At 72.2% G+C, this 24,982-nt stretch carries 24 protein-coding genes and 1 pseudogene; 15 read left to right on the top strand and 10 right to left on the bottom strand.

Annotated elements, in window-relative coordinates; all coding sequences use genetic code 11:
- Positions 1-32 precede the first annotated feature (32 nt).
- Together Cco03nite_RS33250 and Cco03nite_RS33245 are read right to left on the bottom strand one after the other, a co-directional pair.
- Entirely contained in the window at positions 33-1,160 is a 1,128-nt protein-coding gene (locus Cco03nite_RS33250) for a sensor histidine kinase (RefSeq protein WP_203697608.1), read from the bottom strand.
- Entirely contained in the window at positions 1,157-1,813 is a 657-nt protein-coding gene (locus Cco03nite_RS33245) for a response regulator transcription factor (protein ID WP_203697606.1), read from the bottom strand. The genes Cco03nite_RS33250 and Cco03nite_RS33245 overlap by 4 nt, the downstream gene beginning before the upstream one ends.
- Before the next feature lie 103 nt (positions 1,814-1,916).
- Here Cco03nite_RS33245 and Cco03nite_RS33240 point away from each other — a divergent pair, with 103 nt between their 5' ends.
- The 5 genes from Cco03nite_RS33240 to Cco03nite_RS33220 all read left to right on the top strand — a co-directional run bounded on the left by Cco03nite_RS33240 (position 1,917) and on the right by Cco03nite_RS33220 (position 7,777).
- Positions 1,917-2,441, top strand: a complete 525-nt coding sequence (locus Cco03nite_RS33240; RefSeq protein ID WP_203697604.1) for a hypothetical protein — start codon at positions 1,917-1,919, stop codon at positions 2,439-2,441.
- Positions 2,438-3,487, top strand: a complete 1,050-nt coding sequence (locus Cco03nite_RS33235; RefSeq protein ID WP_203697602.1) for an efflux RND transporter periplasmic adaptor subunit — start codon at positions 2,438-2,440, stop codon at positions 3,485-3,487. The genes Cco03nite_RS33240 and Cco03nite_RS33235 overlap by 4 nt, the downstream gene beginning before the upstream one ends.
- A gap of 74 nt (positions 3,488-3,561) precedes the next feature.
- Complete coding sequence (locus tag Cco03nite_RS33230; protein WP_203697625.1) at positions 3,562-4,227, top strand: ABC transporter ATP-binding protein; 666 nt, start codon at positions 3,562-3,564, stop codon at positions 4,225-4,227.
- A gap of 194 nt (positions 4,228-4,421) precedes the next feature.
- On the top strand, positions 4,422-5,576 hold the full coding sequence (locus Cco03nite_RS33225; protein WP_373314389.1) for an ABC transporter permease: 1,155 nt from the start codon (positions 4,422-4,424) through the stop codon (positions 5,574-5,576).
- Positions 5,577-5,704: 128 nt separating this feature from the next.
- Positions 5,705-7,777: a hypothetical protein gene (locus Cco03nite_RS33220; protein ID WP_203697598.1), complete on the top strand. Its 2,073-nt coding sequence runs from the start codon at positions 5,705-5,707 to the stop codon at positions 7,775-7,777.
- 57 nt (positions 7,778-7,834) lie between these two features.
- Here Cco03nite_RS33220 and Cco03nite_RS33215 read toward each other — a convergent pair whose 3' ends face one another.
- Complete coding sequence (locus tag Cco03nite_RS33215) at positions 7,835-9,505, bottom strand: DUF885 domain-containing protein (protein ID WP_203697596.1); 1,671 nt, start codon at positions 9,503-9,505, stop codon at positions 7,835-7,837.
- A gap of 120 nt (positions 9,506-9,625) precedes the next feature.
- Between Cco03nite_RS33215 and Cco03nite_RS33210 the strand changes: the two genes are divergently transcribed.
- A complete protein-coding gene (locus Cco03nite_RS33210) occupies positions 9,626-10,570 on the top strand; it encodes a DMT family transporter (protein WP_239167865.1) in 945 nt (314 codons plus the stop codon).
- A gap of 34 nt (positions 10,571-10,604) precedes the next feature.
- Here the strand turns inward: Cco03nite_RS33210 and Cco03nite_RS33205 are convergent.
- A pseudogene (locus Cco03nite_RS33205) lies at positions 10,605-11,387 on the bottom strand (PHP domain-containing protein); the annotation flags it as partial.
- A gap of 164 nt (positions 11,388-11,551) precedes the next feature.
- Here Cco03nite_RS33205 and Cco03nite_RS33200 point away from each other — a divergent pair.
- Both Cco03nite_RS33200 and Cco03nite_RS33195 read left to right on the top strand, forming a co-directional pair.
- Positions 11,552-13,402, top strand: coding sequence for a M48 family metallopeptidase (locus Cco03nite_RS33200; RefSeq protein ID WP_239167864.1), 1,851 nt, complete (start codon positions 11,552-11,554; stop codon positions 13,400-13,402).
- 40 nt (positions 13,403-13,442) lie between these two features.
- Positions 13,443-14,429, top strand: coding sequence for a hypothetical protein (locus Cco03nite_RS33195; RefSeq protein ID WP_203697592.1), 987 nt, complete (start codon positions 13,443-13,445; stop codon positions 14,427-14,429).
- A gap of 64 nt (positions 14,430-14,493) precedes the next feature.
- Here the strand turns inward: Cco03nite_RS33195 and Cco03nite_RS33190 are convergent, their stop codons facing one another.
- Positions 14,494-15,645, bottom strand: a complete 1,152-nt coding sequence (locus tag Cco03nite_RS33190; protein WP_239167863.1) for a PQQ-binding-like beta-propeller repeat protein — start codon at positions 15,643-15,645, stop codon at positions 14,494-14,496.
- On the opposite strand from Cco03nite_RS33190, the gene Cco03nite_RS33185 reads away from it, so the two are divergent.
- The 4 genes from Cco03nite_RS33185 (at position 15,633) to tadA (ending at position 18,520) form a co-directional block, all read left to right on the top strand.
- A complete protein-coding gene (locus Cco03nite_RS33185; protein ID WP_373314388.1) occupies positions 15,633-16,739 on the top strand; it encodes a prephenate dehydrogenase/arogenate dehydrogenase family protein in 1,107 nt (368 codons plus the stop codon). The two genes, Cco03nite_RS33190 and Cco03nite_RS33185, sit on opposite strands and share 13 nt — an antisense overlap.
- A 43-nt stretch (positions 16,740-16,782) precedes the next feature.
- Positions 16,783-17,091, top strand: a complete 309-nt coding sequence (locus Cco03nite_RS33180) for a hypothetical protein (RefSeq protein WP_203697586.1) — start codon at positions 16,783-16,785, stop codon at positions 17,089-17,091.
- A 449-nt stretch (positions 17,092-17,540) separates the two neighbouring features.
- Entirely contained in the window at positions 17,541-18,050 is a 510-nt protein-coding gene (locus Cco03nite_RS33175) for a tRNA adenosine deaminase-associated protein (protein ID WP_203697583.1), read from the top strand.
- Complete coding sequence (tadA, locus tag Cco03nite_RS33170; RefSeq protein ID WP_373314386.1) at positions 18,047-18,520, top strand: tRNA adenosine(34) deaminase TadA; 474 nt, start codon at positions 18,047-18,049, stop codon at positions 18,518-18,520. Before Cco03nite_RS33175 ends, tadA begins: the two co-directional genes overlap by 4 nt.
- On the opposite strand, the gene Cco03nite_RS33165 is transcribed toward tadA, so the two are convergent.
- On the bottom strand, positions 18,510-19,310 hold the full coding sequence (locus Cco03nite_RS33165) for a MaoC/PaaZ C-terminal domain-containing protein (RefSeq protein ID WP_203697582.1): 801 nt from the start codon (positions 19,308-19,310) through the stop codon (positions 18,510-18,512). The genes tadA and Cco03nite_RS33165 overlap by 11 nt on opposite strands.
- Entirely contained in the window at positions 19,310-20,611 is a 1,302-nt protein-coding gene (locus tag Cco03nite_RS33160) for a 3-oxoacyl-ACP reductase (protein WP_203697580.1), read from the bottom strand. Before Cco03nite_RS33160 ends, Cco03nite_RS33165 begins: the two co-directional genes overlap by 1 nt.
- Before the next feature lie 46 nt (positions 20,612-20,657).
- Here Cco03nite_RS33160 and Cco03nite_RS33155 point away from each other — a divergent pair, with 46 nt between their 5' ends.
- Positions 20,658-21,920, top strand: coding sequence for an acetyl-CoA C-acetyltransferase (locus tag Cco03nite_RS33155; protein WP_203697578.1), 1,263 nt, complete (start codon positions 20,658-20,660; stop codon positions 21,918-21,920).
- Between the two features lie 119 nt (positions 21,921-22,039).
- Here Cco03nite_RS33155 and Cco03nite_RS33150 read toward each other — a convergent pair whose 3' ends face one another.
- Complete coding sequence (locus Cco03nite_RS33150) at positions 22,040-22,978, bottom strand: DUF559 domain-containing protein (protein WP_203697576.1); 939 nt, start codon at positions 22,976-22,978, stop codon at positions 22,040-22,042.
- Positions 22,979-23,101: 123 nt separating this feature from the next.
- Here Cco03nite_RS33150 and Cco03nite_RS33145 point away from each other — a divergent pair, with 123 nt between their 5' ends.
- Together Cco03nite_RS33145 and Cco03nite_RS33140 are read left to right on the top strand one after the other, a co-directional pair.
- Complete coding sequence (locus tag Cco03nite_RS33145) at positions 23,102-23,599, top strand: SigE family RNA polymerase sigma factor (RefSeq protein ID WP_203697574.1); 498 nt, start codon at positions 23,102-23,104, stop codon at positions 23,597-23,599.
- Entirely contained in the window at positions 23,596-24,327 is a 732-nt protein-coding gene (locus Cco03nite_RS33140) for a hypothetical protein (protein WP_203697572.1), read from the top strand. Before Cco03nite_RS33145 ends, Cco03nite_RS33140 begins: the two co-directional genes overlap by 4 nt.
- Here Cco03nite_RS33140 and Cco03nite_RS33135 read toward each other — a convergent pair whose 3' ends face one another.
- On the bottom strand, positions 24,328-24,750 hold the full coding sequence (locus tag Cco03nite_RS33135; RefSeq protein WP_203697570.1) for a PIN domain nuclease: 423 nt from the start codon (positions 24,748-24,750) through the stop codon (positions 24,328-24,330). It lies immediately after the preceding gene.
- Entirely contained in the window at positions 24,747-24,962 is a 216-nt protein-coding gene (locus tag Cco03nite_RS33130; RefSeq protein WP_203697568.1) for a type II toxin-antitoxin system VapB family antitoxin, read from the bottom strand. Before Cco03nite_RS33130 ends, Cco03nite_RS33135 begins: the two co-directional genes overlap by 4 nt.
- Positions 24,963-24,982 lie beyond the last annotated feature (20 nt).

Genomic DNA, 24,982 nt, shown 5'->3' with positions numbered 1-24,982 from the left:
AGCCTCTAAGAGTTGCGGCGGGTTGGTGGGCGTCAGAGGGTGGTGGTGAGGGTGAGGCCGCCGCCGGGGCGGGGGGTGGCGGTCACGGTGCCGCGGTGGGCCTGGGCGATGGCGCGCACGATGGACAGGCCCAGGCCGAGGCCGCGGGACGGGCCACCGACCCGCTCCCGGCCGAGGCGGCGGAACGGCTGGAAGATCGATTCCAGCTCGTACGCCGGCACGACCGGCCCGGTGTTCACCACCACCAGCCGCGCCCGCCCGTCCACGGTGGCCGTCTCCACCCGCAGCCACCCGTCGGGCACGTTGTGCCGGACCGCGTTCTCGACCAGGTTCTGCACCAGCCGCTCCAGCAGCACCGGGTCCCCGGTGACCGGAGCCGGGTCGAGCAGGCTGGTCACCGCGGGCCCGCCCGCGGGCAGCGCCTCCAGCACGTACTCGGCGACGTCGGCCAGGTCGACCGAGGTCTGCTCGGCCACCTCGTGCTCGCTGTCGGCGAGCATCAGCAGCCCGTCGATGAGCCGCTCGTGGCGCTCGTTGACCTTCAGCAGGGCGTCGCCGAGCTGCCGCGCGTCGGCGCTCGCCTCGGGGCGGGTGATGGCCAGCTCCACCAGCGCCCGGTTCAGCGCCAGCGGCGTACGCAGCTCGTGCGACGCGTTCGCGACGAAGCGCCGCTGCCCGTCGAACGAGTGGTCGAGCCGGCTCAGCATCGCGTCGAACGTGTCGGCGAGCTGCTTGACCTCGTCCTTCGGCCCCTTCAGCGCGATCCGCTCGTGCAGTCCCCGGCCTCCGGCACTCGCCGCGATACGCGCCGCGGTCGCCGTGATGCGGTGCAGCGGCTGCAGGGCCCGCCCGGCGAGGGCCCAGGCGACGCCGGTCGCGGCGGCCAGCACCAGGGCGAGGGCGATGCCGCCCTGGGTGAGGATCGTGGTGAGGGTCGCGTCGTTGGACTCCTCGGTCTTGGCCTGCAGCAGCTCGCGCAGCGCCTTGAAGTCGCCGCCGGTCTTCAGCAGGTCGGTGACGATCAGCTTGGTGTCGAACGGGTTGGCGTTCATCTGCCAGCGCACCAGGAAGTACGTGATGGCCAGCAGGGCCAGCCCGGCGACGGTGAACAGCACGACGTACAGCAGGGTCAGCCGGGCGCGGATGGTCAGCCTGTTCACGGTATGCGGTACCCCACTCCGGCGACGGTCTCGATCGGCTGCGGCTCGCCGAGCTTGCGGCGCAGTTTCATGACGGTGACCCGGACCACGTTGGTGAACGGGTCGATGTGCTCGTCCCAGGCCCGTTCGAGCAGCTGCTCGGCGGAGACCACGGCCCCGTCGGCGCGCAGCAGCTCGGCCAGCACGGCGAACTCCTTGCGGGCCAGGCCGAGGTCGCGGCCGCCGCGTTCGGCGGTGCGCCGGGCCGGGTCGAGCACGATTCCGGCCCGCTGCAGCACGGCCGGGTTCTTCACGACGGCCCGCCGGGCCAGCGCGTGCACCCGTGCCGCCAGCTCGACCATCGCGAACGGCTTGACCAGGTAGTCGTCCGCGCCGAGGGCCAGCCCCGCGACGCGCTCACGTACAGCGGCCGCCGCGGTGAGCATCAGCACCCGCGTCTGCGGCAGCCGGTCGGAGATCTGGCGGCACAGCTCGTCCCCGGGCACGCCGGGAAGATCACGATCGAGGACCACCACGTCGTACGGATGCACCGCGAGCCGCTCGTGCGCCGTGTCCCCGTCGTACGCCACGTCCACGGCGAACGCCTCCCGCCGCAGCCACTCGGCCACGGCGTCCGCCAGCACGTCCTCGTCCTCCACCACCAACACCCGCACGCGGCAATGATGCCCGCCCACCGGGTAACCCCGGCATAACCAAGATCATCGCGGCCGGCCGAGGTTACGCCGGGGTTATGCGGGGGCGGGTCTGATGGGCCGCATGAGGACGAGACTGACGGCCGTCGCGGCGGTGCTGGCGTTGGCGCCGGTGCTGGTGGCGTGCGGCGGGACGAAGGACGAGGGTGTGGCGACGGCGGGCGGGGCCCGGCCGGGCGCTTCGGCCTCGGCGGCGGCGCTGGACAAGCAGGAGCAGGGACGCAAGTTCGCCGCCTGCATGCGCGAGCACGGCGTGGACATGCCCGACCCCGAGCCGGGTGACCAGATGCGGGCCGACATCGCGAAGATCGACAAGGACAAGCTGCAGCCGGCGATGGAGGCGTGCAAGACGTTGCTGCCGAACGGCGGCGAGGCGGTGCAGTTCGACCCCGAGCAGGTGGAGAAGCTGCGGACCTTCGCCAAGTGCATGCGCGAGAACGGGGTGCCGGAGTTCCCGGAGCCCGACGACACCGGCAAGCTGCGGCTGGACGGCGCACTCGGCCAGTGGCGTACCAGCCCGGCGTTCACCAAGGCACTGGAGAAGTGCCGCGCGATCGTGCCGGACTTCAAGGGCGGCGGTGGCAAGTGAGGGCTCGCTACCTGGTCGGCGGCGTCGCCGTGCTCGCGCTCGCCACGGCGGCGGGGCTGGCCGTGGGCCTGCCGGGCCTGTCCGGCGAGACGGAGCCGGCCGCCGCCGGTCCGCCCGAGACGGCCACGGTGACCCGGCAGTCGCTGGCGGACACCGAGACGAAGAGCGGCACCCTCGGCTACGGCGCCGAGCACACCGTCGGCGCGCGCAGCGCGGGCACGGTCACCTGGCTGGCCGCGGAGGGCGCGGTGATCGGTCGCGGCAAGCCCCTGTTCCGCCTCGACGACCAGCCGGTGGTGCTGCTGTACGGGGCGCTGCCCGCGTACCGGCAGCTGCGCGACGGGGTCGAGGGCGCCGACGTGAAGCAGCTGGAGCAGAACCTCAAGGCGCTCGGGTACGACGGCTTCACCGTGGACCGCGAGTTCACCGCCGCGACGGCGAGTGCGGTGCGGCAGTGGCAGGAGGACCTGGGCCTGCCCGAGACGGGGGTGGTCGAGCCGGGCCGGGTCGTGTTCGCGGCCGGGCAGGCGCGGGTGGACGCGCTCAGCGCGACCGTCGGCGACCTGGTGCAGCCCGGCACGCCGATCCTCACCCGCACCGGCGTGGACCGCGCGGTCGTGGTGGAGCTGGAGGTCGCCGACGAGCGGCTGGCCGTGCCCGGCGCGACGGTGGAGGTCGAGCTGCCCGACGGCAAGCGGGTGCCCGGCAAGGTCGGCGCGGTGCAGACGGTCATCGCGCCGGGCGTCAACGGGGCCGACCCGACGACGAACCTGGAGGTCACCGTGTCGCTGACCGCGAAGGACGCGGTGCAGGGCTTCCAGCAGGCCGCCGTCGACGTCGACTTCACCGCGGAGACCCGCGAGGGTGTGCTGACGGTGCCGGTCGCGGCGCTGCTCGCGCTGGCCGAGGGCGGTTACGGCGTCGAGGTGGTCGAGGGCGGCGCGAGCCGGATCGTGGCCGTGCGGACCGGGCTGTTCGCGACCGGCCGGGTCGAGGTCAGCGGGGACGGCCTGGCCGAGGGCACGGTCGTCGGGATGCCGTCGTGACCGGCGTACCCCCGGGTGGGCCGAGCCGGGCCACCGGCCTGCCGGCCGAGGGCGACGGACCGGGACCGGCCGCGATGATCGCCCTCACCGACGTGGCCAAGGTCTATCCGGGCGGCGTGACTGCCCTGGCGGGGGTGAGTCTGCGGATCGAGCGCGGCGAGGCGGCCGCGATCGTCGGGCCGTCCGGCTCGGGCAAGTCGACGATGCTGCACATGATCGGAGCGCTGGACCGGCCGTCCGGCGGCCGCGTCGAGATCGACGGGTACGACCTGGCCGAGTTGTCGGACCGGCAGCTGTCCGCGCTGCGCGGCAGCCGGATCGGGTTCGTGTTCCAGCAGTTCCACCTCGCGCAGGGGACGTCCTGCGTGGACAACGTCGCCGACGGCCTGCTCTATGCGGGTGTGCCGTTGCGGGAGCGCCGGGAGCGGGCGACTGCCGCGCTGGACCGGGTGGGGCTGGCGCACCGGCTGACCCATCGACCGCACGAGCTGTCCGGTGGCGAGCGGCAGCGGGTCGCGATCGCCCGCGCCGTGGTCGGCGACCCGCCGCTGCTGCTGGCCGACGAGCCCACCGGCAATCTGGACTCGCACTCCGGCGGTGTGATCCTGGACCTGCTGCGTGAGCTCAACGCGGCGGGCACCACGCTGGTCGTGATCACCCATGACCGGGAGATAGCCGCGTCCTTTCCCCGCATGATCGCCTTACGCGACGGCGCGCTGATCACCGAGGCCCCCGCATGAGTACCCATGGCACCCGGCCCGCCCCCACGAACCGCCCGTCGGCCGCGACCCGGGCGGCGGCCTCACCAAGGTCGTCCGACTTGCCAGGCAACCGGGCGAAAGGACGGTCAAGATACGCACAGGTGCCGGGCAAGTCCGGTGATCAAGGACGGGGGGCGGGCCTGACCGCGCCGCGGCTGCGGTGGGCGGATCTCGTGCGGGTGGGGGCCATCGGGCTGCGTACCCGGCCGACCCGGGCGCTGCTGTCCGCGCTGGGTATCGCCATCGGGATCGCGGCGATGGTCGCCGTGGTCGGCATCTCCGCGTCGTCGCGGGCGGAACTGGACCAGACCCTGGACCGGCTCGGCACCAACCTGCTCACCGTCAGCCCGGGCAGCAGCCTGTTCGGGCAGGACGCGAAGCTGCCGGTCGAGGCGGCCACGATGATCGAGCGGATCGGCCCGGTCACCGACGTGTCCGCGGTGGGCCGGGTCGACACCAAGGTCTACCGCTCCGACCGGATACCCGCGGCCGAGAGTGGCAGCCTGGGCGTACGCGCCACCGACCTGGACCTGCCCGCCACCGTCGGCGCGGAACTGGCCGACGGGACGTGGCTCAACGCGGCGACGGCCCGTTACCCCGCGACGGTGCTCGGGGCGACCGCGGCGAGCCGGCTCGGGGTGCCCGAGGCCGGGCCGGACCGGCAGGTGTGGCTGGGCGGCCGCTGGTTCACCGTGGTGGGCATCCTGCGGCCGGTGCCGCTGGCCGCCGAGCTGGACACCGCCGCGCTGATCGGCTGGCCCGCGGCCGAGTCCTACCTGGACTTCGACGGGCACGCCACGACGGTGTACACCCGGTCCGCGGAGTCCCAGGTGGAGGCGGTCAGTGGCGTGCTCGCCGCGACCGCGAACCCGGAGGCGCCGAATGAGGTCAAGGTGTCCCGGCCCTCGGACGCGCTGGCCGCGCAACTGGCCACCGACAAGGCCTTCACCGGGCTGCTGCTGGGCCTGGGTGCGGTGGCGCTGCTGGTCGGCGGGGTCGGGGTGGCCAACACGATGGTCGTCTCGGTGCTGGAGCGGCGGGCCGAGATCGGCCTGCGCCGCTCGCTCGGGGCCACCCGGGGCCAGGTGCGCGGCCAGTTCCTCACCGAGTCGCTGCTGCTGGCGGCGCTCGGCGGAGTCGGCGGGGTGCTGCTGGGCGGGCTGGTGACCACGGCGTACGCCCTCTTCCAGGGCTGGCCGGGCGTCGTGCCCGCCTGGGCGACCCTCGGCGGTCTGTGCGCGACCCTGGTGATCGGCGGAGTCGCGGGCCTCTACCCGGCGGTCCGCGCGTCGCGGCTGTCACCCACGGAGGCGCTGTCCACGCCCTGAGCCGCGGGCACCGGGCACGCGTCGGAGCGCGACATCGCGGTGGGCCGAAATGGTGAGGCGACCTATCGGATCCTGTTGATAGCCTCCCCGTCGTCTCGGACACGTGTGCGAGACGACGGGGAGGTTCGATGTTCGCAAGAAGACTGCTGGCAGGTGCCGTCACGGCAGCCGCCGCAGCCTCCGCCGCACTGCTGAGTGGACAGTCGCCCGCCGCGGCCTACGAGGTCTCCTCGATCTCGGCGTCGTCGTGGGCGTACACGAACTCGCATGACTCGTCGGCGAGCTTCGTCAAACTCGCGGTCGACACGCCGGTCGGGCGCCAGGAGCCCGCGGGTGGCACCAAGTACAAGGCCCGGTTCTACTTCACGTTCGACCTGGCCAGATTGAACGGCAAGAAGCTCTACGAGGCGAACCTGCTCGCCCGGGAGCGGTCGGCGGCGGACTGCACCGCGCCGGCACCGTTGGAGCTGTGGCGCACCGCACCCATCGGCTCCGCGCCGACCTGGAACAACCCACCGGCCGAGCTGGAGAAGCTGGGCACCCCGGTGCCCGGCGTGAACTACGAGTGCCCTGGTTACCTGGTCTTCGATCTGCGGGAGACGGTACTCGCGGCCCAGGCGCGCGGCGACGCCCAACTGACGCTGGAACTGCGGATCGCCGACGCCGCGGAGGGCGACCGCCTGTTCGGCCGGACCTTCGTCTACCGGCCGGACCTGCAGTACAAGGCCAACACCGTGCCCGTCGTCAGCGCCGTGAAGCTGTATCACCAGAACACCTGCGCCACGCAGGCCGCGCCGACGACCGTGTCGGGCCTGGGCACGACGCTCTCCGCGAAGGTCGTCGACCCTGACGTCGAGCCCGTCGGGGCCGAGTTCGCCACGTGGCCGGTCGACCAGCCCGAACAGCGCCGCACCTACACCGGTTACGGCTACAGCCGGGGCGACATCCGCCGGGACGTCCCGACGAACGTGTACGCGCACGGCGCCGTGGTGGCCTGGTCCGCGCAGGCCACCGACACTCACGACCTGTCGGAATGGGCGGCGCCGTGCTACTTCACGGTCGACTCGGTCGCCCCGGCCAAGGCACCGCTGGTCAGCTCGGAGCTGTACCCGCAGGGCGGGCCGGCGAGCGGTGGCGTGGGCGTTCCGGGCACGTTCGTGCTCGACGCCCAGGGCGATCCGGACGTGGTCCGTTATGAGTTCCGCGACGGCCAGGGCGGCCAGCAGATCGTCGAAGCGCCCGCGCCGGGTGCGCCGGTGACTGTCACCTACACGCCGAACCGGCAGGGTCAGGCCACGCTGTACGCCAGGGCGATCGACCGGGCCGGCAACCGCAGCCCGGAGACGTCGTACTCGTTCCTGGTCCGGGACACCCGGCCCGGCGTGACGGTGGAGATGAACGGGCTGCACCTGACCAGCCGGCTCCTGCTCACCCCGACCATCGAGGGCGTCACGGAGTACCGGTACCGCCTCGACGGCGGTCCGGAGCAGACCGTGCCCGCGGGCCAGGACGGCAAGGCGGTCGCCGAGCTCGTCTTCACCGAGCCGGGCTGGCCGCGGCTGACCGTGACCAGCTACACGGCGGCAGGTCCGGCCGGCGTCTGGAGCGAGACCATCCGTGTGTCGGACGCGCCGGCGGTCGGCTCATCCGGATACGACGGCTTTGCCTGGCACATGGCGCTGGTGGGCAAGCCGTTGACGTGGACGTTCCGTCCTGGAGCGCCGAACGTGGTCGCTTACGAGTACCAGCTCAACTGGGACCAGGAGTTGCTGCGGGTCGACGCGGACACGAGCGGCGTCGCCGTGTTCGACTGGACGCCGACCGAGCCGGGGGTCTGGCAGTCGCTGATACGCAGCGTCTACGCCGACGGGACCACCTCCGAGTGGAACTACGACCAGTCGATCCTGATCCAGGACGCCCGCCCGTACATCGACTCGTACCTGTACAACCCGTGGTACGCCGCGGGCGGGGTCGGCGTGGCCTCGACGTTCACCGTCTACGAGGAGATCCCAGGCGTCACCGCGTTCGTCCTGAAACTCAATGACGGGGCGGAGTTCACCGTGTCGGCCGAGGGCAGCAACACCGTATGGGTGGAGCTCGCACCGGACCGCGCCGGGGAGAACGTACTGACTGCGCAAGCACGCTTCGAGGACGGCTCCCTGTCGCCCGCACGCGTGTGGACCTTCCTGGTCGCCGAGTAGAGAAAAATGTGAACGGGCCGGTGGTCGATGACCACCGGCCCGTTCACGTTGCCGAACTCAGAGGCGCGCTAGGGCCTTGCGGAGGGGGTCCAGGCCGAGGGAGCCGAGGTCGAGGGCGTCGGAGTGGAACTGGCGCAGGTCGAACGCGGCGCCCTTGCGGGCCTTGGCGTCGTCGCGCGCCTGCAGCCAGATGCGCTCGCCGACCTTGTAGGACGGGGCCTGTCCCGGCCAGCCGAGGTAGCGGTTGAGCTCGAAGCGCAGCGTCTCGTCGCCGATCCGGCAGTGCGCCCGCAGGAACTCCCAGCCCAGCTCGGGGGTCCACCGCTCGCCGGGGTGGAAGCCGAACGGGTTGTCGCGCGGGATCTCCAGCTCCAGGTGCATGCCGATGTCGACGATCACCCGGGCGGCCCGGAACGCCTGCCCGTCGAGCATGCCGAGCTTGTCGGCGGGGTCGGCCAGGTAGCCGAGGTCGTCCATGAGGCGCTCGCTGTACAGCGCCCAGCCCTCGCCGTGGCCCGAGGACCAGCTCAGCAGCCGCTGCCAGCGGTTGAGCTTCTCCGCCTGGTACGCCGCCTGGGCGACCTGCAGGTGGTGGCCCGGCGCGCCCTCGTGGTAGACGGTGGTCACCTCACGCCAGGTGGAGAAGTCGTTGACGCCCTGCGGCACCGCCCACCACATCCGGCCGGGACGGCTGAAGTCCTCGCTTGGGCCGGTGTAGTAGATGCCGCCGTCGCTGGTCGGGGCGAGGCAGCACTCGATGCGCCGGATCGCCTCGGGGATGTCGAAGTGGGTGCCGTTCAGGTCGCTGATGGCCTTCTCGGCGAGCTGCTGCATCCAGTCGCGGAACTGCTCCTTGCCCTCGATCCGGTACTTCGGGTCGGCGTCGAGCTTGGCCACCGCCTCGTCGATGGACGCGCCGGGACCGGCGATGACCGCGGACACGGCCCGCATCTCGGTCTCCAGCCGGTGCAGCTCCTCGAAGCCCCAGGCGTACGTCTCGTCCAGGTCCACCCGGGCGCCGAGGAAGTACTGCGAGGCCAGCTCGTAGCGCTCGCGCCCGGCGGCCTCCTTCTCCCGGCCGAGCGGGGCCATCTCGGTGCGCAGGAACTGCCCGAACTCGCGGGTCGCCTCGTTCGCGGCCGCCGCGCCGCGGTCCAGCTCGGCGCGCAGCGCGCCGTCGGCCTCGATGCGCCGGGCCAGGCCGAAGTAGAAGTCGTCACCGTCGGCGCTGGTCCAGATGTCGCACTGCTTGGCGACCTCCTCGATCTGGCGGCGCGCGCTGACCTTGCCTGCGCGCGCGGCGTCCAGCAGGGTCTGCCGGTACTGCGTGAGCGCGGTGGGGAAGGCGTTGAGCCGGGCGGCGATGTTCGCCTTCGCGTCCTCGCTGTCGGTCGACATCAGGTCGAACGTGGCCCGCAGGTTGTGCAGCGCGCTGGAGATCACGTTCAGCTCGCTGGTCACCTCGCCCGCGTCGAACCGGGCGACGCCCAGCTCCAGCCGCTCGATCATGGCTTCCTTGGCGACGAACTCGCGCTCGTTCTCGGGCTCGATCGACCGGAGTTCGGCCAGCGTACGGCGCTCCAGGTCGGCGCCGGCGGCGAAGCCGTCCGCGGAGAGGTCATCCAGTTTGTCGTCATAGCCGCTGATACCGACATAGGTGGCGCCGGTGGGGCTCAGCGGTGCCCACTCGTCGACATAGCGATCGGCCAGGTCATCAACTCGTCCCATGCGTGAAACCTAGCCGACCGGACCGGCCGGGCGCAGGCGACATAGTTGTGGCGCGAATCAGCTGTTCGATGTCTGGAACTCGCTGGCCCGGGACCCGGCGACTCTGGCAGTGTGTCAGGGGTGACTACCACTATCGCTCCTGACACCACCGCGTCCGCCACCAGGTCAGCCTGGTTGCCCGCATTCGCGGCGAACGCGGTGATCTGGGGCTCCAGCTTCATCTTCATCAAGATCGGCGTACGGGAGCTGCACCCGACCTGGGTGGCCGCCGGCCGGATCGTCATCGGCGCGTTGACGCTGCTGGCGCTGCTGCTCATCGCCGGGCAGCGGCTGCCGGGCGACCGCCGGCTGTGGGGTCACATGCTGCTGCCGGGCGTGGTCGGCGTGGCGCTGCCGTTCACCCTTTTCGCGTACGGTGAGGAGCGGGTCGACAGCCTGGTCGCCGGCATCTGGAACGCCACCACCGCGCTGTGGGTGCTGCCGTTCGCGGTGCTGGTGTTCCGCACCGAGAAGTTCACCGCCCGCGCCGCCGCGGGCCTGCTGCTCGGCTTCGCGGGCGTGCTCATCGTGCTCGGCTTCTGGCACGACGCCGGGGCGTCCTCGCTGAGCGGGCAGCTCATGTGCGGGGCGGCGGCCGCCTGCTACGGCGTGTCGATCCCGTACCTCAAGCGCTTCGTCACCGGCCGCGACTTCGGCGGCACCCGGCCGTCCGGGGTGTCGCTCGCGTTCGTGCAGACCGCGGTCGCGGCGCTCGCCTCGGTGCTGGCCGCCCTGCTGATCTCCGGTATGCCGCCCGCGGTCACCGACCTGTCCTGGCCGGTCATCGGCTCGGTGGTGGCGCTCGGCGTGTTCGGCAGCGGCATCGCGTTCGCCCTGAACATGCGCGTGATCACGGCCGCCGGCGCGTCCACCGCCGCGTACGTGACCTACCTCGTCCCCGTGGTGGCCACCCTGCTCGGCATCCTGGTGCTGGGCGAGTCCCTGCACTGGAACCAGCCCGTCGGCGCGCTGATCGTGCTGCTCGGCGTGGCCGTCGCCCAGGGCGCCCTCTCCCGCCGCCGCTGACCCGCCCGGTGCGGGCCGGGGGTGGGCACGCTGCTCAAGCCTGGTGGGTACGGGTCCAGTCCAGCAGCTCGTCGGCCGGCAGCGTGTTCACGATCCGGTCGGCGGTGAGGCCGGCCGCCTCGGCGCGGGCGCACCCGTTGCCCAGCCAGTCGAGCTGCGCGACCGCGTGCGCGTCGGTGTTGATCGCGAAGCGCAGCCCGGCCACCTTGGCGGCCTTGCGCAGCAGGTTCGACGGCGGGTCGAGGCGGTCCGGCCGAGAGTTGATCTCGATCGCCTTGTCGTGACGGGCCGCCGCGGCGAACACCGCGTCCACGTCGAAGCTGCTCGGCGCGCGACGGCGGAGCGTGCCGCCGCGGGCCGCGTGCCGCGCGTCGGTCGCGACGGGAAGCTTGCGGCCGGTGCAGTGGCCCAGGATGTCCAGGTGCGGGTGGGCCAGCGCGGCGAGCAGGCGCCGGGTCATCTTCGCCTTCTCCATGCGCAGCTCGCTGTGCACCGAGCCGACCACGACGTCGAGCAACGCCAGCAACTCCGGCTCCTGGTCGAGGCTGCCGTCAGGCAGGATGTCGACCTCGATGCCGGTCAGCACCCGGAACCCGGTGCCCGCCAGCGCCTCGTTCACCGCCCCTACCGCGTCGAGCTGGCGGCGCAGCCGCTGCGGGGACAGCCCGTGCGCGATGGTCAGCCGGGGCGAGTGATCGGTCAGCACCACGTAGTCGTGTCCCTGCGCGGCCGCCGCGGCGACCATCGCCTCCAGCGGGTCACCGCCGTCGGACCAGTCGGTGTGCACGTGGCAGTCCCCGCGCAGCAGCTGCCGCAGCCCACCTGATCCGCTCACCCCGCCAGGCTAGCCGCATGCCCCCAAACCCCAGGCGGGGAAGGGGATTGTCGCGGTCAGGGGGCCGCGATAGGGTCCGGCACGCCGCGTCACGCGGCGGGACGCCCGCGGCACGAACGGTCCGGGCACACGGGGAGGGACGTGCCATGAAAGCGGGTATGCACGCGCTGTTCAGCGTACTGATGCTGATCGGCTTCTTTGTCATGGTCCTGGTGGAGCTCGCGGTCACGGTGGTGCTCGCCATCTGGCTGATCGCGGTGGGACCGGGCGTGCTGGCGCTGAAGGTGACCGCGCCGCTGTTCGTCGCGATCGTCGGCGGCGTCGGCTGGGCGCTGTGGAAGGCGATCCGGGCCAAGAACGAGGCCATGCCCGGTGTGATCGTGACGCCCGACCAGGCTCCGCAGCTGTGGGCCGAGGTGCGCCGGCTGGCGGAGGGTGTGGGCACCCGGGCGCCGGACGAGCTGCGCATCGTGCCCGAGGTCAACGCCGCGGTGTCCGAACACACCAGGCTGCTGGGCCTCATCCCCGGACGCCGCTACCTCTACCTCGGCCTGCCGGTGCTGCAGGCGTTGAACGTCGACCAGCTGCGCGCGGTGCTCGCGCACGAGCTCGGCCACTACTCCGCCGCGCACGTCCGGCTCGGCGCGGTCGCCTACCGCGGGCGCATCGCGATGGAGGGCGCGATCAGCCGGATCGGCAAGTGGAACGTCGCGGGCTGGCCGATCCGGCTCTACGCGCGCGCGTACCTGCTGGTGGACAACGCGGTGTCGCGCCGCCAGGAGCTGGAGGCCGACGCCGCCGCGGTGCGGCTGGCCGGCCGGCAGGCCGCCGTCGCCGCGCTGACCGAGATCGCCGTCGTCGACATGGCATACGGCTTCTACCTGAATCGCTACGTCTCGCCCGGGGCCGAGCTCGGCCTGCTGCCGGACGACGTGTTCGCCGGCTTCGGCGAACTGCTGGCGGCCCGCCAGGACGAGATCGCCCGCCTGCGAACGCAGGCGGCCAAGCGGGAGACCGGCTCGCGCTGGAACACCCACCCGCCGCTGGCCGTGCGCATCGCCGCGATCAACGCGCTGCCCGAGGGTATGCCCAGCAACGACCGCCGCCGCGCCACCGACCTGGTCCCCGACCTGCCGACGATGAGCGCCCACCTGCACCGCCTGTCGGTGCGGACCGAGGGGCGGCAGGTGCTGACCTGGCCGCAGTTCACCGCCGCGACCGCGACCCGGCAGCTGCAGTCCACCGCCGACGACATCTTCCGCGAGCTGGCCCGGCGGATGAACCGGCCGCAGGTCGGCCTGTACGAGGTGATGGACGCGCTGGCCGCGGGCCGGGCGGGCGAACTCGGCGAAGCCTTCTACGAGAACGCGACCCGCAAGGAGGCCGCGGCCAAGTTCGCCGAGCTGCTGGAGCTGCTGCTGGTGCTGGCTGCGGTCCGTTCCGACCGGGCGACCTGGCAGACGTCGTGGACCGACTCCGCCGAACTGCTCGGCCTCGACGGCAAGCCGCTGGACCTCGCGCCGATCGCCAAGCTGGCGGTCGACGGGGCGACCACGGCGCTGGCCGTGAGCCGGCTTCGTGAGCTGGGCATCGAGATCAGCGCGGCGGTGGTGGTGGAGGCGAAGGCCACCGCGCGCGGCGGCGACGTCATCGCGGGCCTGGGCAACGTCACCTTCGACGGCGGCGAGGCCGACCTGCTGGTGCTCGACAACGGCCTGATCGCGGTGCCGACCAAGGGCGACAAGGACGAGGGCACCAAGCGGATGAAGGCCATGATCGCGTCGATGCCGCTGACCAAGATCGCCGAGATGAACCGCTTCGTGCCGTACGAGGAGGTCCGCAAGGTGACCATCGTCAAGCAGGTGCCTATCCGCGCCACCATCGAGCTCCACGATGGACGGAGCATCGAGCTCAAGGAGTCGTGGACCGGCGACGAGCTGCACAAGAAGAGCCGCGAGGTGCTGCACCAGGTGTTCGCCCAGTACTCCGGGCAGTGACCGGATGCCGGTCGAGCCGATGCCGACGGGAGAGTTTCGCGTGATCCAGCAACGCCAGCCCGACCCGCACCACCCCGCCGAACCCATGCCGCCGTCCAGTGGCCTGGTCAAGGCGTTCGACTACGGCGAGCCGGCCCGGCCCGCCGGGCACGGAGGTGTCGTGGCCGCCGCGCACGAGGCCGAGGCGCGTGAGGCGCGCGGCTGGTCGATCGGCGACTTCCGCCTGCTCACCATGCTTGCCGGGGTGCTGATCGGAGCGGGCATCGCCTGGACCAGCGAGGGCCACACCATGGCCTTCGTGACGGTCGCCGCTCTGCTGGGCGCGGCCGCCGGGGAGTCGTTCGGGTTCGGCCTGTCGCGGTGGGCCGAGGTGCGGCGGCTGCACGTCATCGTGAAGCGGCGGGTGTGGTTCTCGGTGGGAGCGGTGCTCGTGCTCGCCGGTGCCCTCGTCTACGCGACGCCGTTCGTGGTGGACCCCAATCCCGAGGCGGAGGCACTGACCGACCGCGGGATCGCGTTGTCGGCCCTGGCCATCGTCGGTGGTTTGACCAGTGCGGCGACGCTCGCCGCGGTGAAGCAGGTGGTCGCCGATCCGCTGCCCGGCACGCCCGGCCAACAGCTCGACGCGTTGCTGCGGCTGCGCCGGATGTGCTCGCGCATGATGAGCCAGCTCGGCATCCTGGTGCTGCTCGTGATGGCGGTCAACGCCACCGCGATCGGCTTCGGCCCGAAGCTGGACAAGGGTGTGGTGCTCTATTCCGGAGTGGTCGCCTCGTTCGTGGTGGGTGCCATGTTCGCCCCGACCGCGGCGACCCTGCGCCGGCGCGGCCAGCTCTACCTGGAGCGGCACTTCTCGCTCGACGAGGTGCCGACCGGCGAGCTGATCGAGGCGGCCGAGAACAAGGCGAAGCTGGAGAAGCTGCTCGGGCTGGACCAGACCACCTTCGGCGAGCTGAAGGCCGGTCTGGTGGTGCTCTCCCCGGTGGTGGCGGGCCTGATCGCCGTGATGATCCAGAACATCAAGTAGCCGTACGCATGAAGAAGGGCTCCCACCGCGCCGGTGGGAGCCCTTCTTCATGACCCGGGCCGCGTCACCAGCCGGTGTCCAGGAAACCCGGGCGGCTGACCAGGTTGAACAGGGCGAAGCGGCGCTGCGCGCTGCCGTTGATCGCGGTGTACGCCCCCGCCGCGACGAGCTGTCCCAGCTCCCGGCTGGCGCTGAGCGTGTTCACGCCGACCGAGCCGTTGCCGTTCGCGGTCCACGGCAGCAGGTCGCCGGACAGGGTCACCGCGGCCAGCTTGACCCGGCGGATCGAGCCGTCGAGGCATACCCCCTTGTTGCCGGTGTTGGCGCTCTTGCACACGTTGTCGAAGTGCCCGCCGAGGTAGACGGTACCGTCGAGGACCGCGATCGCCTGCACGTCGCCGTCCGTGGTGATGGTCCACTTCGCGTTGCCGGCCAGGTCCATCGCGGTGGCCCGGCCGCCGCCGCCGTCGATCCCGGCGTACAGCGTGCCGCCGTCGAGGGCCAGGTCGTGCACCATCGCCGTGACGTGGGACCAGAAGCCGAGGTCGACGTCGCCCCGCGCCGGGTCGACCGCGGCCACCTTGCCGGTGCCCTTGAGCCAGTTCACCGCGTTGAAGCGCCCGCCGAGGTAGACCCGGTCCGAGGAGACGAGCAGGGCGCGCACGATGTCGTTGACGTGCGGCCGCCAGTTCGGGTCCAGCGCGCCGGAGTTCGCGTCGAACGCGGCGGCCCGGGTGCGTTCCTGCCCGTCCACACTGGTGATGGAGCCGCCGAGGTAGACGCGGCCGTGCCCGACGGCGATGGCGTACGGCGTACCCGAGATCGAGTGCTTGAAGGTGCTCTCCACCGCGCCCGAGGAGCTGATCTTCGCGAGGTTGTCCCGGCTGACGCCGTCGACCTTGTGGAACGAACCGGCGGCGTAGACACCCCCGGAGTCCGCGGTCAGCGCGGTGACCCGGGCGTCCGCGCCGGGGTTCCACGGCAGCAGCGCACCGGTGCGCGCGTCGACGGCCGCCAGCCGCGACCGGCCGACCGACTTGCCGTTGCTGGTGGCGGAGGTGAAGTCGCCGCCGACGTAGATGGTGTTGCCCCAGTACGTGGTGGCGAGCACCTCCCCGTTGAAGGTGACCGAGGGTGCCGGGACCGGGTTGACCGGGGCGGCGAGGACGGCCGTGAAGGCCAGCGGTGAGACCAGCACGCCCAATGCGGCGGCCACCGTCATATTGCGCAATGCAGAACATTTCAGCACGTCATGCCCAACGAGGCACCCACCGGGCCGACGCTCCCACGCTCGCGGTGTGGCAGGCTGCGCGTGTGAACATCGCGGTGATCGGACTCGGGCTCATCGGCGGATCACTCATGCGCGCCCTGTCCGCCGCCGGGCATCGTGTGCTCGGCTTCGACGCGGACCCGGAGACCCGGGCCACGGCCCGCAGCGCGGCGGCCCGGGTGCCCGCGGCACAGCGCTGGCAGATCACCGCGACGATCCGTGACGCCGCGGCCGACGCGGAGCTGGTGGTGCTGGCGGTGCCGCTGCCCGCCCTCGACGACGTGCTCGACGCGCTGGTCGCCAGCGGCTACCACGGCCTGATCACCGACGTGACCTCGGTGAAGGGGCCGGTGCGGGAGGCGGTCGCGGCCCGGCTGCGCCGGGCGGCCAACCCGCTCGCCGGTTTCGTCGGCGGGCACCCGATGGCCGGCAAGTCCGCCTCCGGCTTCGCCTCCGCCGATCCGGCCCTGTTCACCGGCTGCGCCTGGGTGCTGTGCCTGGACGAGCAGACCGGCCTGGACGACTGGCTCACCGTAGCCGGCCTGGTCACCTCGCTGGGCGCCCGGGTGGTGCCGGCCACGAGCGCCGAGCACGACCGCGCGGTCGCCGCCATCAGCCACGTACCGCACCTGCTGGCGCTGGCTCTGGCCGCGACGGCCGCCACCGACCCGCTCGCGCTGACCCTGGCCGCGGGCTCGTTCCGGGACGGCACCCGGGTCGCGGGCAGCCGGCCGGAGCTGGTGGCCGCGATGTGCGGGGGCAACGCCACCGCGGTGCTGGCCGCGCTCGCCGATGTGCAGGACCGGCTGGACGAGGCGGCCAAAGCGCTGGAGGGACGCGACCCGCTGCGCGCGGTGCGCGACTGGGCGCAGGACGGGCACGCCGCCCGGCGGGCCTGGCCGCCCGCGCCCGGCCGCCCCGAGCAGGTCCCGGTGCGGGTGGAGACGCTGCTGCGGCTGGGCCGCGCCGGCGGCTGGATCAGCGAGGTCGCCGCGGACCGCCGTACCGTGACGGCGTTCCTGCCGGTTGAAGGGGCGTGAACAAGCGGAGCGCACGAGCCGGCGAGCGCGGCGAGGAGCGGGCATGACCCAGACTCGGACGCGTCCGACGCTGCGTGAACCCCATCCGGTGCGGCCGTGGGCGGTCGTCGCGGGCGCGCTGGCGGCGGGGGTGTGGCTGCTGTCGTTCGGCATGTTCGGGGCGACCCTGGGCGGCTACGTCGCCTGGACCCTGCTCGCGGGTCTGCTCGCCTGGGCGGCCGCGCTGGCCCTCACCCGGTACGGCGATCGCGGGGTCGCCGCGGGTGTCGCCGCGGCCACCGGAGTCGCCTGGACCGCGGCAGCACTCTCCGTAGTCGCTGAGTGGATCCGCCGAGGAGCCTGGCCACTGTGAGTGACCTTGTGTTAAAGCCCCGAAACAAGCTCGGCACCGGTGCCGCGCTGAGGAGCAGTGGTCACGGAGCGTCGCCAAACAACCGCGTTACCGGACTTGACGGAGGTCACACCGGCGCGGCACTCTCGGCTGTATGTGGACGCCGCAGCAGCCAGACCCGGACCGTTGTCGCCGGCGCCTGCAGCTGCTCGCCGAGCTGTCTACGGGCACCGGCCGCGAGCGCCAGCTGCCCGTCGTGGGCAGCACCAGCACCGCGCGTGCCGTCCGGGGGGCCGGCAGAGCCGTCGCGGCTGACAAACTCCGCGAGCTGATCGCGCTGCGTCGGCGACTGGCGGGCTGACTGGTCGTTGTCAGATCAGGGTCATCACTCGGCGAAACCCGCCGGATGGCCGTCTCGCGGGTGGCCTGTGGCCCGCCCGTAGCCCATATCGACATCATTTGGGGGGACCGTGTCGTACTTCGCCGCCGCGGTGGTCCGGGGCCGGTCCGGCTGGGCCGCCAGCGAACTCGACCTGCATGACGCGGCAGACGTGGACGAGGTCGCCGACCTGCTCCGCGACGCCGATCCGGCCGCCGACGTCTCCTTGATGTTCGTCGAGTCCGACGACGCCTACCTGGTCGTCCTGCGCCTCGACGAGGGTGAGGACCTGCGGATCTTCGGTTCCGACTCGGCCTTCGCCGACGAGTCCCGCCTCGGCAAGCTGCTGCTCAGCGACGTCGAGGCCCCGGTCGTGGAGATCGAGGAGGTCGAGGCGGCCGACGACGACGAGGACCGCCCGGCCGCCGACCCCACCGCCGACCCGGTGGGCGACGCCGACCTGCTCGCCGACCTCGGCGTCTCCGCGCACAAGCTGCTGGCCCTCTGCGCCACCGACGGGCTGCTGCCCGCCGACGTGACCGCCGAGGTGTGCCAGGCGATCGGCTGCGGCGACGAGGTCGAGGAGCTGCGCGAGTCTTGAGATCCCGGCCGCGGCACGAGCAGTGGATGCGCCGCGCCCTCGACGTCGCGGCGGGCTGCGACGACAGCGCTGACGTGCCGGTCGGCGCGGTGGTGTACGCCCCCGACGGCACGGAGCTGGCGATCGGCCGCAACGAGCGGGAGGCCGCCCACGACCCGACCGCGCACGCCGAGATCCTCGCCCTGCGCGCCGCAGCCGCCCGGCTCGGTGAGTGGCGGCTGGAGGGCTGCACCCTGGTGGTGACCCTCGAACCGTGCACGATGTGCGCGGGCGCGATCGTGCTGGCCCGGATCGCCACGGTGGTCTTCGGCGCGTGGGAGCCGAAGACCGGCGCCGCCGGCTCCCTCTGGGACGTCCTGCGCGACCGCCGCCTCAACCACCGCCCCGAGGTCTACTCCGGCGTCCTGGCCGCCGAATCCGCCGCCATGCTCCGCACCTTCTTCGACCGGCCCGGCCCGCTCACGCCGTGATCACACCGGTGAGGTGGGGTTTGGCGGTGCGGGCGTCGCGGAGGGTGAAGTCGCGGCCGGTGAAGGTGAAGCCGACCGTGGCCGGGAGCAGGATCGGCAGCTTGAACGAGACGTCCACGGTGTAGGACTCGGGCAGTCGGCCTTCCAGCGCGGCCAGGCAGCGGGCCTTGCTCCACATGCCGTGCGCGATGGGCTTCGGGAAGCCGAAGAGCCGTGCGCCGACCCAGGAGGTGTGGATCGGGTTGTGGTCGCCCGAGGCGTCGGCGTAGCCGGTGCCGGTCGACGTCGGCACCCGCCACGTCGCGTGCGGCGGCGTCGCCGGGGCGGGCTCGCGGGCCGGGCGCTCGCCCTTCGGCGTTTCCGACGGCCCCTTGCGCAGGTAGGTCGACACGTCCCGCCACACCACCGCCCCGTCCACCGAGGCCGTGGTGATCACGTCGTACTGCCGGCCGCGCGGATGCTCCCGCAGGTCCTGTGCGTGCACCGCGAGGTCGAGCACGTCGCCCGTGGTCAGCTGCCGGTGCTGCTCGATCCGGTTGGCCACGTGCACGCCGCCGACCACGGGGAACGGGAAGTCGCGCCGGGTCATCAGATCGAGCTGCAGCCCGAAGCCGAGCACGTGCGGGTACGTGACCGGCAGCCGGTCGCTCAGCCGGAACCCGCACACCCGCTGGTAGCGGGCCAGGTGCTCGGGGTCCACGGTGACCGTGGTGGTCAGCGTGTCCTCGGGCAGCGTGCTCGGCCGCGGGAACGGCACCACGGACAGCGCGGCGCGCAGCATGCTCGGCATCAGGCCCCCAGCAGCGACTGGCCGCAGACCCGCACCACGTTGCCGGTCACCGCGGCCGAGCCGGGCGCGGCGAACCAGGCCACCGTCTCGGCGACGTCGACCGGCAGGCCGCCCTGGGACAGGCTGTTCATGCGCCGCCCGACCTCACGGATGAGCACGGGCATCTTCGCGGTCATCGCGGTCTCGATGAAGCCGGGCGCGACCGCGTTGACGGTGACGCCCTGCGCGGCGAGCACCGGCGCGAGCGCGCGTACCCAGCCGATCACGCCGGCCTTGCTGGCGGCGTAGTTGGTCTGCCCGCGGTTGCCGGCGACACCCGCGATCGAGGCGACGCCGACGATGCGGCCGCCCGCCGGGATCAGGCCCGCGTCGAGCAGCGCCTCGGTGACGTGCGCGGGCGCGATCAGGTTGACCTTGAGCACGCTGTCCCAGCGGGTCTGGTCCATGTTGGCCAGCGTCTTGTCGCGGGTGATGCCGGCGTTGTGCACCAGCACGTCGAGCCGGCCGTGCCGCTCCCGGACGTGCTCGACCAGCCGCTGCGCGGCGTCGACCCCGGTCAGATCCAGCTGGTACGCCTCACCGCGCACCTCGTTGGCGACCTTCGCCAGGTCGTCCCCGGCCGCGGGCACGTCCAGGCAGATCACGTGCGCCCCGTCCCGCGCCAGCACCCGGGCCATCGCCGCGCCGATGCCCCGCGCAGCCCCCGTCACCAGCGCGACCTTGCCGGTCAGGTCCTTGCCGCCCGGCACCGGAGTCGCGTCCACGGTGATCGTCTGCCCGCTGACGTACGCCGACTTCGTCGAGATCAGGAACTCCAGCGTCGAGCGCAGCGCGGCGGTGTCCGCCTCGGGGTGCACCCGCACCAGCTGGGCGGTGGCACCCCGGCCGAACTCCTTGCCGACGCTGCGCACGAAGCCGTCCAGCGCCTGCTGGGCCGCGGCCTGGCCGGGGTCGGCGGCGGAGCTCAGCGGCAGGCCGAGCACGATGACACGCCCAGCCGGGGTGAGCGAGCGCGCCACCGGGTGGAAGAAGTCGTAGAGCGCCCGCAGCCCGGTCGGCGTGCTGATGCCGGTGGCGTCGAAGACCAGCGCGTGGTGCTTCTCGCCCTCCTCGTTCGACCCGAGCAGCTTGGCCAGCTCCTCGTAGCGCGGCCCGTCGGACGGCCCGACCAGCACCGGCCCCGGGATGAGCGCGTCGCCCGACCGGTAGCGGGGCAGCCGCGGCGGATCGGGCAGCCCGAGCCGCTTGACTATCGCCCGCCCCGGCCCGGACCTTGCGAAACTTGTGTAACGGTCGCTCATGCGGTAGACCTTACTCGCGAGTAAGGTCTGACACCAGGAGGCTGTTGTGACTGACAGAGTGCGCAAGGTCGCCGTCATCGGCGGCAACCGCATCCCGTTCGCCCGCTCCAACAGCCGCTACGCCCGAGCCTCCAACCAGGACATGCTCACCGCCGCCCTGGACGGCCTCATCGCCCGGCACGGCCTGGCCGGGCAGCGCCTCGGCGAGGTGGCCGCGGGCGCGGTGCTCAAACACTCCCGCGACTTCAACCTCACCCGCGAAGCCGTGCTCGGCACCGGGCTCGACCCGGCCACCGCCGCCGTCGACCTGCAGCAGGCCTGCGGCACCGGCCTCCAGGCGATCAACTACATCGCCAACAAGATCGCGCTCGGCCAGCTGGAGTCCGGCATCGGCGGCGGCGTCGACACCACCTCCGACGCGCCGCTCGCCCTCAACGAGCAGTTCCGCCGCATCCTGCTGCGCCTCAACAACGCCAGGACCACCGGCGAGCGCGTCAAGGCCGCGATGGCGCTGCGCCCGCTGCAGCCGTTCAAGCCCGAGCTGCCCCGCAACGCCGAGCCGCGCACCGGCCTGTCCATGGGCGAGCACGCCGCGATCACCGCCGAGCGCTGGGGCGTCAGCCGCGCCGACCAGGACGAACTCGCCCTCGACTCGCACCGCAAGCTCGCCGCCGCGTACGACGCCGGCTTCTTCGACGACCTGGTCACGCCGTACCTCGGCCTCACCCGCGACCAGAACCTGCGCCCGGACACCTCCCTGGAGAAGCTCGGCGCGCTCAAGCCCGTCTACGGCCTGCGCGGCAAGAACCCCACCATGACCGCGGGCAACTCCACCCCGCTCACCGACGGGGCCGCCGTCGTGCTGCTCGGCACCGACGAGTGGGCCGCCGAACGCAAGCTGCCCGTGCTGGCGCACTTCGTCACCGCGCAGACCGCCGCCGTCGACTTCGTGCACGGCGACCCCGAGCCCGAGGGCCTGCTCATGGCCCCCGTGTACGCGGTGCCGCAGCTGCTGTCCCGCCTCGACCTGAAGCTCCAGGACTTCGACTTCTACGAGATCCACGAGGCGTTCGCCTCGCAGGTGCTGGCGACGCTGGCCGCCTGGGAGTCCAACGGCCTGGGCTCGATCGACCGCTCGAAGCTGAACGTCAACGGCTCCTCGCTCGCCGCCGGCCACCCCTTCGCCGCCACCGGCGGCCGCATCGTCGCCACCGCCGCCAAACTCCTCGCCCAGAAGGGCCGCGGCCGCGCCCTCATCTCCATCTGCGCCGCCGGCGGCCAGGGCGTCGTAGCCGTCCTCGAACGCTGACCCACAGATGTTGGCGGTTTGTGGCCGCCATAGCGGCCACAAACCGCCAACATCCACACCCACGCAGTGGTTGTCCTGCGATCTTGACTGGTTGTCGTTGTTATGGCTGCGACAAAGCGTCAAGATTTGCGGCTCTCGGGCCAGCCGGCGGCGGTGAGAGCGGTACGAAGGGCGGCGGCGATCTCGGCGGGGCGGGTGCGGACCTGGTGGGCGGAGAAGCGAAGGATGCGGTCACCGCTGGTCCAGATGTCGTTCTGCCGTCGCATGTCGGCCTCCCAGTGGGCCGCCTCCATGTGATGCGCGCCGTCGACTTCGACATGCAGACGATATGCGCGCCAGTAGGCGTCGCGGTAACGCACTCTCCCGCTCGCATCCACGCGCCGGTCCTGCAAATCGGGCATCGGCAGCCGATACCGTCGGCACAGCCGTATGAAGTCGATCTCAGACAGTGCGCCCGCGCCGCCCGCCGCGTCTCGCGCGGTCGCACCGATCAATGCCCGCCGTGGCGCGCGCGGCACCCGCCCGAGCACTTCGAGCACCTCATCGGGTGTCACCAGACGCTGCTGGCATGCTGCGGCGACGATCGACTGCGCGATGTCGGGAAAGCGCGCCCAGGAGGCCGCGTCGACGACCGATCGGGCCATGGCGGTGCGCGGCGGCCGGGCCAGCTGGCAGTCCTGCTCCGGCAGGTGGGCGGGGCGGCGCACCCGCACCGCGGGCATGTCGAGGGGTAGTCGTCGGTAGAGCCCTTCTGGGTGTCGCCCAGCGGGAACCGTCACGTCGATGCGGTCATCACGGAACCGTCCTCGCAGTCCGCCTGCTTGCGCCGCGGCAAGCCCGGCGAGCCGTGCGCCCGGTCCCGCTGCCAGCACGGCGATCCAGCGCTGCTGGTCGACGGTGTACGGCCCGGTTCCAGCGACCAGGACGCCTCGGCAGACTGTCGTCCAGCGCCCCGATCGCACCCGATGCCGTACCTTGCCCGGTGTCAGCAGCGCACTCGCCTGCGCCCAGGTGAGCACGTTGCTCTGGGCGAACAGCGTCCACTCCAATTCCTCCATGGCAGCAGCCTGGTCGGGATCTGTGCGGCAGGTGGTCGCGATTGCGACAGCTGATCGCCTGGAATCCCGACCGAGGTGCAACCTCGCACCGCACGGGGCCGGTCGGGCGGGTGGAGGTGAGGGATGACGAAGTCCGAAGAGGAACGGTTCCGGGTGTTCGTCGCGGAGCGGATGGACCGCTGGCGGCGCACCGCGTACCTGCTCAGCCGGGACTGGCATACGGCGGACGACCTGGTGTCGGTCACCGTCGGCAAGCTCTACCGGCACTGGCGCAAGGTCCGGGCCGCCGACAATCCCGACGCGTACGCGCATCGGGTGCTGACCCGGGCCTGGCTGGACGAGACCGCCCGCCCGTGGCGGCGGGAGCGGGTCACGGCCGAGCTGCCGGAACGGGCGATGCACGAACCGCACGGCTTTCTGGACCGCGACAGCCTGAACGCGCTGCTGGGCTCGCTCGGGCCGGGCCAGCGCGCCGTGGTCGTGCTGCGTTACTACCTCGACTACTCGGTCGAGCAGACCGCCGAGGTGCTGGGCATCTCGGTCGGCACCGTGAAGAGCCAGTCCGCACGAGGCCTGGAGACGCTGCGGCGTCAGGCCGTCCCGATGGGAGGCATGTCATGACACAGCAGCTGTTCGACGACGTCATCGGTGAGGTCCCCGCACCTGGCGTGGACGTCGACCGGATCATCCGCCGGGAGCGGCGCGGGGCGGCCGCGCGCCGGCTTGCTGGCGTCTCGACGGGTGCTCTCGCCCTGCTGGCGGCGGGTGCCGTGGCGCTCGGCTCGGGAGCCTGGACCGGTGGCCAGACGGTGGTGGCGGTGCCCGTCACCGCCGCGCCCGGAACTGCCGACCCTGCGCCGGTGACAGGGTTCCGGCTGGTCTACGGCACGCCGGAGGAGGCCGCGGCCACCGCCCAGCGGCTCGCCGAAGAGTTCGACAAGGCGGTGCTGGCGGTCGTCCCGGACCGGGTCTGGATGGCGGACGGCGGGGTGCTCGTACGGTTCAAGGCCAAGGGCGAGACCGGGGACATCGCGCAGACCCTCTTCTCCGGCGGCGGCGACCTGTCCGTGGGGCAGCGCCTGGGCCACCTGCATCTGCAGGTCGCACCCATCGGCGTCGGCCCGTCCAGGCGGCCTGTCGAGACTGAGCGCCGGACGATCGACGGTGACCTGGAGCAGGTCTTGACGACGGCGTCGGTGCAGCTTGCGGACGGCCGGACGCTGCGGGTCTACGCGAGCAACCTGTACGGCGACCCGATCCCGACCGGACCGGTGCAGTCGGAGCCTCCGCTGACGGCGGACCAGCTCCAGGCCATCGCGCAGGCCGTGGCCGCGAAGGTCATCGCCTGATCAGCGGATGGTGCCGGGCGGAGCGAGCCACTGGGCAGGCTGCCCGGTGGCTCGCTTGATCACGTCGAAGTCCCCGTCGTAGTGCAGCACGGTCAGCCCGCTCAGCTCGGCGGCCGCCGCCACCAGCAGATCGATCGGCCCGGCACCGCGATGCTGACCCCTTTGCGTGAGCTGATCCTGCACTTCTGCGGCCCGCCGATAGACCCCGTCCGGGACTGCCACCCAGGGATAAGACACGCGCAGCGCCTCCAGCAGCACCTTCCGGTTGTCCGCTGATCGAGCGGAGTGAAGGAACTCCAGCTCGGTCAGTGCGCACACGCCGACGAGCCCTTGCCGGATCTGCTTGTCCCAGCCGAGGCTCGCGCTGTTCGAACGGAGGAGGCGCGCCAGCGCGCTGGTATCGACCAGATGGGTGACCGTCACGGCTGAGGACGATAGTTCTTCTTATCGAGAAGTTCGTCGAAGTATCCCTCGTCGCCGAATTCCCGCAGCTTGGCGAGTGCCTCTGCGCGTCGGCGCTCGGCCGCGCTCTCACGCAGAGCGGTGTTGACGGTGTCCTTCTTGGTCTTCGTGCCGAAGACCTCTGCCGCCTCGGCGAGCAGTTCCTCGTCGATGTCGATCAGCATCTTCGCCATCGGCTCCCCCTCGCATCCGC

This window comes from Catellatospora coxensis, assembly GCF_016862635.1.
Lineage (GTDB): Bacteria > Actinomycetota > Actinomycetes > Mycobacteriales > Micromonosporaceae > Catellatospora > Catellatospora coxensis.
This window is presented reverse-complemented; position numbering and strand designations above follow the sequence as displayed.